A 10,224-nucleotide genomic window follows, 5' to 3' on the forward strand; every position below is an offset into this window, starting at 1 on the left:
CTCCGGCTATAGCAATCCAGTCCTTTGGATTGCCGCCATTGGAATGGCGCAGGTGTACGATGTTCATGGGCGCATCCATGCTGTGTGCCTCCTTTGCTGGGCGTAGCTGTGCCGTGCTCTGAGGGGTTGGGTCAGAGTCAGGGCGGTGTTTGTGATGAGTACGGGAAGAGAGGGGGCTGAGCTTCGTGATTCTTACGGGATGAGCCCGTGATGCTCAGTAGTAGGGAGAGGGGAAGTGGTTAGGCGGCCTTGATCTCTAAAACGGGGTATTTCCCGGTTGTCTGATACTCGGAAATATCTTGACCGAGTTCGCCGAGTAGGGCTTCCACCTTTCTAAGGTTGGTAGTAGTACGAGAGCGTTCGGAAAGGCGTATTCGCAGATTACGTACCTTGTATGTACCGGGGCGTAAAAGCCTCAGGATGTTGTCTCGGGTGGTTTCCTTCTGGGCCTTGATGTGTTTTTCCTGGTCTGTGAGGGTCTGGTATGATTCCAGAAGAGGTTGAAGCTGTTCCGGAAGCTCTGGGCCTTGGTAAGCTGGGCAGGTTCCGAGGAAAGAGCAGTAGCCGCAAAGAGGGCTGGGCTCACATTGAAGGCCAAGCTGCTCCGGGTTCTCTGATCGGGAAGCATCTTTCAAGCCTTCCCAGATTTGGATGGCCCTATTGAGTAATGGGTAGGCGTTTTCCGGACTGTGCGTGTAATGGTTCTGCATGATCATGGAGCCTTTGCCCAGATCCAGAACCACGATTGCCCCGTCTATGCCGTTTCTGTTCGTGGATCGGCTGAGTAGGAACATCTGCATGGCCAGCTGCCGTTCCCAGGCAGTAGGGATTTCAGTAAGGGCAGAGGTCTTGATCTCAAGGATACGCTGGCCTGGCAGAAGAATATCCAGGTGCGCCTTCAGGGGCAGAACATCCAAGGGCTCGGAGCAGCGGGGGCAGGTTTGTTTGGTGGTTGGCTCGAAGGGGTCGAACCATAGACAGGTTGGGCAATACTCAACGTACAGGGACAGCTCCGCCTGATGAGTTGGGTCAAAGTCCGCCAGAGCTTCAAGAACGATCTGCTCAGCCAGGTGGCCGCGCTTCATCAGAAGCAGGGAACGAAGATTTGTCTTCTTTGGGATGATCTTGCCGAGTACGGCCTTTCTGGGGCAGTTGCCGATGTCTGATGCACCGATGTAGGATGCGCGGTTTCCGAGGGTGGTCTCTGTCTGGATGATCTGGGATTGGTTCAGGCCGGTTTCAATGTGTTCGGGGGTCATAAGCATGGTTTGGGCTCCTTTTGGTGAGATTGTTGGACCTATTCGGGTCATTGTCTCCTTCTTATACCAAAAAACCATGCCTATTTTCGAATTTTCATAGGGAAAGCCCTTCAAAACGCAGAAAGCACCACCGGTTTGGCAGTGCTTCCTACTTTCACGGGCAATTTTACTGAATTCTGCCGTGCTTATTTGGCCTCGGCCCAGGATTTTCCTATCTTGGCCTCTACAAGGTCTCTGGTCGACGCTTCCGGAAAGATTTCAAGGAAACCTTCGGTCATGGCGCGTTCCAAGGCGGCTTGGGCGGCGGGGGCGTCTTTTTCAGAAGCTTCCAGAACCATTTCGTCGTGAACTACGTTCACAAGCCCTGCGTCTAAGCCTCCAAGATACTTTGGTAAACGAGCCAGTGACGCATAGAAAATTTCCGCAGCAGCACCTTGGATAGGTGTATTCATTGATTCACAATAGTAGCTGTCTTCTGGTAGGTAACGACAACGCCCGCTTACAGTCTCCACGAAACAACATCTTTCTACCGACCCCGCAATCTGTATCTGCCATTGACGAAAAACAGGGTACTTCCTGAAGAATTTTTTTCGAATATCAGCCGCCGCCTCTTTGGATAAATTTACTCTGTAAGTGTTCCGGGCGTAGGTTTGTAATCCAGTCGCTCCTTGACCAAAAAGTAAACCGAAGTTAGCCGCCTTAGCAGCGTTACGTTCCTCCTTGGAAACCTGATCCGCCTGTTTTCCAGTGATAACCATAGCCGTGAGTATATGAAGATCATCACCCCGATCATAACATCCAAGCATTTCCTGGTCCCCAGAAATAAGAGCCGCGATCCGGGTTTCCATCTGAGAATAATCCGCACAGATAAGATTCTTCCCAGGCTCAGCAATAAACATCTCACGCAGCGTACCCCTGGGAATGTTCTGTACGCTCGGTTTGGAACAAGACATTCTACCCGTACTGGCACCGGCGATCTTGAAATTCGGATGTAACCGACCAGTTGCCGGTATTACGTGCGTTTGCATCTGCTTAAGAAACCCCGATTTGATGCTTACCAGCTTTTTATATTCCAACAAAGCAGCTATTCCAGGGTGAGATCGTAACCTTTCAAGATCATCCTTGCCAGTGGATAAACGACCTGCGGTTTTTGTTTTCGGCCACGCCTTGATCTTGCTCGGAGGCAGATTTTTTTCCAACCAGGCAGCGATTTGATCAGAGCTTGTCAACTTATCCACACCCTTCAATCGTTGCAAAACTAGGTCACCAACCTCCAGCATCCGCTTGTCAACCTGTTCAGAAACAGCCTTACAGGCCGCAATATCTATACCAAGCCCCCTATGTATCATCTGGGCCACGGGCAATTGCGCTCCTTGCAGCAAGGCATATAGACGCTCCCGGCCATCGTCCTTGATTTTGGCCTGAAGGATTTCATGAAGCTTGAACGGCAGAACTGCGTCCAGGGCGGCGTATTCGATCTGGGCCGTGGTTAGGTCTGGAGAGGACCAGTCCGATTTTTGTTCCTCCTTCGGTACAATCAGGTTATCCAGGTAATGCTTTGTGGTGTCTGCAAGGGAGGGACGGTCATTGGTCAGGGCGTTTGCCATTAGCATCGTGCAGTGAATTCCAGGAAGGGAAAGCCCTCCGTGCAGCATGTGCTGTAGTTCGAACACTGCATTGTGGGCCACAAGACCGATCCTGGGCAGATGTTCGAGGCAAGCGGTTCCGGCTTTGAACAGGTCGATCACGTAAACGTTTCCTGTCCCCGAATACAGCTGAACTAACCTGGGTTTAGACAGGTGCGGGTCCAAACCAGCCTGCTCGTGATCCCTAAATACCGGGTGTTTACCCGTCTCGATATCAAAACCACAGAGTTTGCCTTGAAGTGATACGAGAACCTCGGCGGCCTGTGCCGGTTCGGTGATGTACTCAAAACCTGTACCGAAAACAGTAAGAGACGCTCGCAGATCAGGGGAAGATCGAACAAAGCATATACCACTACCAGCTGTATCCTGTTCAGGAGTCCCCATCCAAGGGATTATCGGAACGCAAGGGGCGGTAACGCCCCTTGCTATTTGTGGTCTGGAGTCTGAATTTCCATATGCGCCAAGCGCAATTTTTGCCTTTAATTGCTCAAACATAGATAAACCTTTGGTTAAACGATTTCGATCATACGGTGGTAAGCTTTCTGGTAAACAATCGGAAGCTGAAAGCCCTTGTTTCCAGACCTGTTTTTACCAAGCTCAATACGAGCATATGCATTAGCAGCGTCACCACCAGGTGGGTATGTTTTGCGAGCTTTTTCAAGCTTTTCAAGTACGGGGTCCTGTAAATTACGATGTTTTACACCTTCGGAGTACAATTCCCATGGATCAGAGTCAGCCTTTCCGCTTCCAGCCTGTGCCTGCTCCGAGTACAAGAAGAGAACAGTATCGCAATTATGCGACAACCTACTTGACCCACGCAAAGAGTTAAGGGACATCCCCTTGTCAGACGTGGATTTGGAAAGTTCATCCTTGGTTATGTCCGATATCGACAACAGAGCAACATTGTTTTCACGGGCAAGGTCAGCATCCATTCCGGCAAGCTTAGTAACCTTTGCAGTATCTTGACCACCAAAGTCCAGATTGTCATTTCCAGTTGAAAGCATTTGAAGATAGTCAATTACAACCATGAATGGTGAATCTTCAGGAAGATCTAGTTTTTTCCTAATTTGAGATACATAAGACGCAATATCGTATGTAGTCGCTGTTCCGGAAACTTCAACATAGAAGAGATGCTTGCCAACAGTTTGAAAGTATTTTTCACATGCATCAGCAAATGAAGACATCAAATCTTCATCTTGTGCAGATTTTAGCTTGTGAATTTTCAAACTGTTTATTCCTCCAAACCGAGAAACACCACGAATTACAGCGTCGTAATATCTCATTTCCGTCATTACATACAAAACAGGAATGCCCATAGAAGCAACGAATTCAGCACACATTGTAGCAAGATCACTCTTTCCAGCACTTGGAGGCGCGATAAGTCTTGTTACCGTGCCAATAAGCAAACCATTTCCTGGAAGTACTGCATTCAAACCATGGAACGGTGTTGGTATAGCGAGACCGCCATGCTCAATATAATTGAGAAAATCTTCAGCCATATTGCCAACAGCCTGCAAGGATTTTGATCCAGAACTGAGTATTTTTTGGCTTTTCTCCTTCATATCTGAAAGAACAGCCAGAGGGGAAGCCAGGGATTCCAGTTGCTTCAGGGCTTGCGAGGCCACGGTATGCGCACGGTGCCGCTGAGAGTATTCACGCGCCGCCTCAAGCAGCTTTTGGCCCTCTTCCTCGGAAATTTCCGGATAGTTCACCAATTCAGCCAGCCTTGTGTCCAACTTTTCTCGATAACTCACGGGTTCCTCCTATGAGCTAAAATACAGGTTGCGGTCCTTTTCGGGCTGTGAGTCCCAGAACCGAAATATGTCCGCGACATCCCTACATCCATTTAGAAATGCGTGAACAACAGCCTTATCCGTTGGGTCCATGAAAACATCGTCCGCAATGTCCGATACATTGGCACCAGATTGGAGCAGATACGCCAAAAGCCGCCGAGACATGTTCAACGGCAGTTTCAACTTCGGGTTGAACGGCTCTTCGGAGGTCTTGTGCTTGGAAGAACGATGCTTGATCCCTTCAGGGGCCACACGACAGGCGGCGCAGTCGAACCGTAGTTCCTTCTTCGCCCGTAGCAGAAAGGCGCAAGAGAACGGCTCTTGAGCGGCGGGGGTGTCCCTGGTCGATTCCCAATGCCGCAGCTTGGCCGTGGTATCCTTGGTGGTGTCAATGTCCGGGTTCGTATTATCAGCCAACCAACCGGCCAATTCGTCGGCCTTCGAGTCAGGTATACCGGCGCTATTACAGTACGTACGCAGAGTCAGATTGTTGCCGTCGTACCGACCAATGGCCACGGCTCCACCCATTTCCCGAAACTTGAGCATACAGGGCGGCAGTTCTCCCCCAAGCTTTTTCAAGTCCGGGATCAGCTTCGTGCTGTCCGTTTTCGCATCTTCAGACTTGAAATAGTCGGCCAAAGCCATGATATGCGCTGCCAGGTTCGGGCGAATCCCCTCCATAATCGCAAGCTGGTCCGGCAGAATGTCGTGCAGCTCCTGGCGAGAGGGCATGATTTTTAGAGGCTCGTTGGCGGTCAGTAGGTAGGAAACCTGCCGGGCTTCTTGGTGAAAACACGGGGCCACTTTGACTCTGTTTACGCCTTTGGCCGGAATGAGGTCGCCCTTGAAGGGTACGGCACGCTGGATGTTTTCCAGAACCAGATGCATGTATTCAATACGTATCGGCTCTGACGGCAAATACACGTGAAAACCTTTGCTGCCGGAAAATGCCACATATACCTTCAGGCCCAGGCGGGATGAGGCGTAGTCTTGGATCTGCCGGACCTTGGGAAGTGATTCCAGGCCTTCGTCAATGTCCAAAACACCAAGCCTGGTCATCTTGACGCCCGCCAACTCGAAAGGAAGGTCGAAGGCGTATGTGTGTGTTCCATTGAAATGGTCGGACAGGTTGTAACTTTCCACTGTCGGATACTGGTTGCCCACATTTTTCTGAATTCCGGCTGTCGGCATGGTGTTCGGAGGAAAAAACAAACGCTGGAATTCACGTTCGAGGCCAGTTATTACATCAGAATCACTATTTCTTTTTGACATTTTTGTTACTCCGCTTTGTGTAGGTTTTGGTTTGAAGGGACGTATGAAGTTGGAGCGAAAGGTTGGAGTTCAACCAAGATTTCGCCCAATACCTGTTCGAATTTGTTTGCCTGACCTCGCTGTAATCGATGTGGGAGAGAACGTTCATATCCACCAGACGGAGCAATCCTCTCTCCATCCGGTCTCTGGTTCTGGATGCCCACTTGTTGTCTCTATGTTCAGGCAAAGGTAGTTCTCCGATCGCACAAAGCAGGTTGGAGACGTTCCGTTTGAATGGCCCTTTGGCGGTTGTTGTTCCACCGGAGAATCCGACCAAGCTGTAGGCCAGCTTTTTTCCGAAGTACTCTGCGGGGCGCTGGGGCCGCCAATCCAACTCGAAAACAACCCTGGGGAATTTGGTTACCCAATCGAATTCTTCTGGATTAAGGTAGTAGTAGGCCCACTGACCCGGAGTGATGTTCCAGAAGGCATGGGTATGATTATCTGTCTGGAAATCCATACGAACCAGGTTGAATAGACGGTCACCCCGGAAGGATACGACCCCCTTGCCTTGCTGTTGCTTCTTCCCTTTGCCCTTTTTGAGTTGAACCCGACCGATCAGCTTGGAATATTCAAGGTCAAATAGGCTCAACTGTTTCAACTCGTTGGAAATCAATTCAGCCTTGTTGCTACGATCCAGACCATATTTCGAGAAACCAACCGCGTTGAGAATCTCGTTATTGCTGATAACCACCGGTCTACCGTTGCGTCTTGACCAACTCAGAGCAGCCAAGCAGAGGGCGTAAGAATCCGGGAGAGTGTTTGGAGATTCCAGAAAATGACGATTTTTGTCAGTATTGGGTAACGATATACGAACGGACCCGTTCACTCTGAACGGTGAGAAAACAAGCTGGTCTCCGTCAATAGACCAGCCACCTGTCATCGTACCGATAGGGCTGCCAGTATGCATTACAGCCTGACAAAAGGTTTCCGTAATTGGGTTATTAGCGACGAATGGTCTATCGTATCGGAGTGCCATATCGACACTACTGGTCTGTGGGACGAATACTGACTCTTCTGGGTCAGTAGGTATCTCTTCAATTTCTGTATCGGCAGGCTCAACTGACCCTGGTTGACACCAACTGAAGACAGATTCTGTGTTGTTTTGCATTGTTGTTTCCGTATTGAGTGGTTAAAATGTGTTGTGAGCAGCCGAAATCGACCTTACCAACCTGGGCCTCGCACCTTACTTACTTGGGCCTCGCACCTTACCAACATGGGCCTCGCACCTTACTTACCTGGGCCTCGATCTCTCTTAAGTCTCATATATTGTTCAACTATTCCGCCTTAGATAATATGATAATATAGATACGCTTCTCCTTCGCTACAGCTCAGGGAAGCGATAAGGGATGGGAAGCCATAAACTACCTGCCGCCACCTGCTGTACTGTTGTTTTGGGAAACGGAAATTTCTCATATTAAAGAATGGGTCAATTGAAGGCATTTTTGAAGTGAATTTCGAAAAAAAACTTTTTCTGATTTCGCTTTCGAATTCGAAGCTAGTAAATAATGTCGTGAAAACCGAAAAAGTGAAGCGACTGGTACAAAGAAAACTAAAATTCGTTCTCTCAGTCTTAAACAGCAGGTATTACCCAAGGATTAACAGCTATCGGCTTTTACTTCCTTATTACTTCCGCTCTGGATTCGTCTTAATTCGCCCATCACCCTAGTACTCCACTCAGCCTACCCACTACTTCTCCCCCAAGTACCGTCCCTCTTACTGATTCCCCCCAACAAGCCATCACCAAGCCCCCACAAATCACCATCCCCCTCCCCAAAAATAAAAAAACCGCAGCCCCCAACTATCAGCTGGAAACTGCGGTTTAATATCCATCTATCATTTCTTTAGCTGTATGCTACCTCAAGGGCTTCCCAAACTACTGACGGACAATCAGAAATCAGCCCTCAAGCAGCACACCAAAAGAAATTTGAATTTCTTTTCAAAAATCACTTCACTTTTGAATACAAATACCACATTATTTACTATAGGATTTTTACGAACAGCTTCTCAAAACTAAACCAACCACAAAGGACAAAACTTATGGAGCATATCAACAACACATCGCCGCCTACAGAACAAGAGAAGGTAAAGACTGTCCCAATGGTCCCCACTATTTTTGGAACAAGCAAGCAGCTGGCACACCTACTGATCACTCCGGCTTTTAAGGCATCATTGCCCAAGGGATGCAGGGATGAGGAAAATCTTGAAAAATTCCTGGATTTTTACAGAGGATGCAAGATTGATTCTCCACTGGAAGGGCTTCTCCATTTGCAGCTATTTGCCCTGCACATGCAAAGCATTGACCTCCTTGCAGAGGCTCAGTCATCAGTTATTTTGGAAACAAAGGAGAAGTACTTGGGACTGGCCAACAGGCTTACCAGAACTTTTACAATGGCCTTGGATGCTCTTGGAAAGTACAAGCGGCAAGGAACACAGATAATCAAAGTAGAGAAGATTCAGATATCGGAAGGGTCAAAGGCATTGATTGGTAATTTTAACACTGAAACACAGGGGTCAAATAAATGACGCAAAACGACACACTATTCACAAAGGCAGGGGTGCCAGCAAAACATCCAACAAAGCTCGGCAACATGAACGCTCTAAAACACGGCCTGCACACCAGAGAAGCACAAAAGCGCTGGAAGGACATGGAGCAGGCTATCAGAGAGGTTCGCTCAACCCTTCGAAAGCTGGCGGTAGTAAATCCAGAGCTGAGAATAACTTTTAATGAAGAAGGAGATGCGGACTTACCTACAATCAGAGATACTCAATAAATACTTATTGAACAGGATTAAAGCCGTTTTAAGCCTTCAAAGTATATTCTGGACACTTACTATGCAAATTGAACAAAAGGCTCGTTAAAAGGCAAATGCGGCCCTTACAGGCACATGTCAGATGCACAGTATATCAGTTAACAATTCAGCCTAACCACTAACCACTACATATAGGAACAATAATTATGTTTAGAGTAATTGAAGGAAAGCGTTTTGTACTAATAGGATTTGACAGCAAGAATCAGTCAGACCTTTACTGGAACTCTCTCAAACTTTGCAGAGACCCGAAGTGTCGGCAATACAGTTGCTACGGTGACGAGGAAGATATCAAACAGGAAATGGAGTACACTCTTAACGACCTGGATGATTTTATTCTAGGAATGAATTGCCTGTCCTTTCTCAAAATACCAAGAGGGCAGTATGACAGGATAAAGCCTTTACTTGAGAAAAGCTGGTAATACATACATTCTTTTTATCAACACATAACATAATTAGGACAACACATTATGGAAATTAACAAATTCGTTAAAGCATCAGCAGCTGACAAAGAAGAGCATATTTCTGACGCACTCAATTCCCTGGAAGAACTTTGGATGGATGATCAGCTGGAAGAAGCAGAGGCCCTTGCAAACACGTTACTGAGGTTACTCAACCCGGCCTCCAAGAATTACTATGAGTATCAACTTTCTATTTACGAAACCCTTGGTGATATTTACCTCAATACTGATATGTACGCCCTGGCAGAGCAGACCTTTCAAAAGCTTCTGACCACTAAAGAGCTCAGAAACAGGCTTCTACCGTACCAATATGCAGACACACACAAAAGCCTTGGAGAAGCACTATACAAGAAGGGAAAATATTTGAATGCTTTATTTACATTGGATAAGGCGAAGGCTTTGTTCGAGATGCTTGACAGAAAATATAACCGCCAGTTAGACGAATTAGAAATCACAAGGTCTTACCTACTGGCAGAGCTAGGCTACACCGACCAAGCTTGGGAAACGTTTCTGATAGCCATTTCTTCCTTCTCAGTCACGCCAATAGACAATATGGAGAAATTTCTAGAAGGCTACATTCAATTCGCCGAGCATAGCAACAACGCAGGAAATAATGACAGAGCCAAGCGCTTCGCAAGCGCTGCAATAAAATGCGCTCTGGACTATCACAAACGTATTTCAGAGCATCTTGTAACGGCTTTCCGTAATCTAGCTACTTACCACGGCCCAGCTGATCCCAAAAAGGCCCAGCACCTGATGCAAACATCTTGTGATCTGGTGAAGCATCTCGCAATTGTTCAGGGCTTCGCTCTGACCGATTCAGACACCGCTGCATAGCATCAACCCACATTCTAAAAAAGAAGAGGCCGGAAGGAACATTCAGTTCTTTCCGGCTTCTCTGTTTGTAAGCTCCAGCCCTTCACCCCACCGAGCAACAAACCCAT

The 10,224-nt window shown here is 47.8% G+C and carries 8 protein-coding genes; 3 read left to right on the forward strand and 5 right to left on the reverse strand.

All coding sequences use genetic code 11. The features are described 5' to 3' along the window. Nucleotides 1-239 precede the first annotated feature (239 nt). From AC559A_RS18175 to AC559A_RS18195, 5 genes are all read right to left on the reverse strand, one after another. Nucleotides 240-1,265 (reverse strand): hypothetical protein, encoded by a 1,026-nt coding sequence (locus tag AC559A_RS18175; protein WP_498819111.1) that lies wholly within the window; start codon nt 1,263-1,265, stop codon nt 240-242. 179 nt (nt 1,266-1,444) lie between these two features. Next, entirely contained in the window at nt 1,445-3,400 is a 1,956-nt protein-coding gene (locus AC559A_RS18180; RefSeq protein ID WP_498819112.1) for a DNA polymerase, read from the reverse strand. Between the two features lie 14 nt (nt 3,401-3,414). Beyond that, entirely contained in the window at nt 3,415-4,659 is a 1,245-nt protein-coding gene (locus AC559A_RS18185) for a DnaB-like helicase C-terminal domain-containing protein (RefSeq protein ID WP_498819114.1), read from the reverse strand. A 9-nt stretch (nt 4,660-4,668) separates the two neighbouring features. Beyond that, nucleotides 4,669-5,889: a hypothetical protein gene (locus AC559A_RS18190; RefSeq protein WP_498819115.1), complete on the reverse strand. Its 1,221-nt coding sequence runs from the start codon at nt 5,887-5,889 to the stop codon at nt 4,669-4,671. Nucleotides 5,890-5,953: 64 nt separating this feature from the next. Continuing rightward, nucleotides 5,954-7,120 (reverse strand): hypothetical protein, encoded by a 1,167-nt coding sequence (locus AC559A_RS18195; protein ID WP_498819116.1) that lies wholly within the window; start codon nt 7,118-7,120, stop codon nt 5,954-5,956. Nucleotides 7,121-8,049: 929 nt separating this feature from the next. On the opposite strand from AC559A_RS18195, the gene AC559A_RS18200 reads away from it, so the two are divergent. From AC559A_RS18200 to AC559A_RS18210, 3 genes are all read left to right on the forward strand, one after another. Beyond that, nucleotides 8,050-8,535 carry a hypothetical protein gene (locus AC559A_RS18200; RefSeq protein ID WP_498819117.1) on the forward strand — a complete coding sequence of 162 codons (486 nt, stop codon included), beginning with the start codon at nt 8,050-8,052 and terminating at the stop codon, nt 8,533-8,535. After that, nucleotides 8,532-8,783, forward strand: a complete 252-nt coding sequence (locus AC559A_RS18205; protein ID WP_498819118.1) for a hypothetical protein — start codon at nt 8,532-8,534, stop codon at nt 8,781-8,783. Before AC559A_RS18200 ends, AC559A_RS18205 begins: the two co-directional genes overlap by 4 nt. Nucleotides 8,784-9,289: 506 nt before the next feature. After that, nucleotides 9,290-10,117 carry a hypothetical protein gene (locus tag AC559A_RS18210; protein ID WP_498819119.1) on the forward strand — a complete coding sequence of 276 codons (828 nt, stop codon included), beginning with the start codon at nt 9,290-9,292 and terminating at the stop codon, nt 10,115-10,117. Nucleotides 10,118-10,224 lie beyond the last annotated feature (107 nt).

The sequence above is a fragment of the Desulfonatronum zhilinae genome, assembly GCF_900182865.1.
GTDB lineage: Bacteria > Desulfobacterota > Desulfovibrionia > Desulfovibrionales > Desulfonatronaceae > Desulfonatronum > Desulfonatronum lacustre.